This window comes from Flavobacterium sp. UGB4466, from assembly GCF_903469665.1.
Taxonomy (GTDB): domain Bacteria; phylum Bacteroidota; class Bacteroidia; order Flavobacteriales; family Flavobacteriaceae; genus Flavobacterium; species Flavobacterium lipolyticum.
This window is the reverse complement of record NZ_CAGKLC010000294.1, coordinates 1-337: the sequence shown is the minus strand read 5'-3', so window position 1 is coordinate 337 and position 337 is coordinate 1. Positions and strand designations below refer to the sequence as shown.

The 337-nt window shown below is 45.7% G+C and carries 1 pseudogene; it reads right to left on the bottom strand.

From position 1 onward, the window contains the following. Positions 1 to 337, bottom strand: a pseudogene (locus JO950_RS22125) (hypothetical protein); the annotation flags it as partial.

The window sequence follows — 337 nt, the reverse complement described above, 5'->3', positions numbered from 1 at the left end:
GCGTCAATGCTCAATGGACCTGTTTTAATTGGGGTTACATTGGTATTGGCTGCGGTTACCGGCTGGCCGTTTAAGGTGTCGTTTGCTGTTACGTTTCCAATTGTAGTTGCCGTTGTTGTACCCGGTGTTTGAACTGGGTAGCTGTTGTCAACGTTGGCTACGATTGGGTTTTTAACTTCAACGGTAGCAGTAGCACTTGCACAGTTGGCAGGAGTTGCTCCTTCTTCACAGATTTCGTATGTGATTTGGTAAGTTCCTGATACGGTATTTGGATCTAAGGTCAATACTCCGTTGGCGTCAATGCTCAATGGACCTGTTTTAATTGGGGTTACATTGG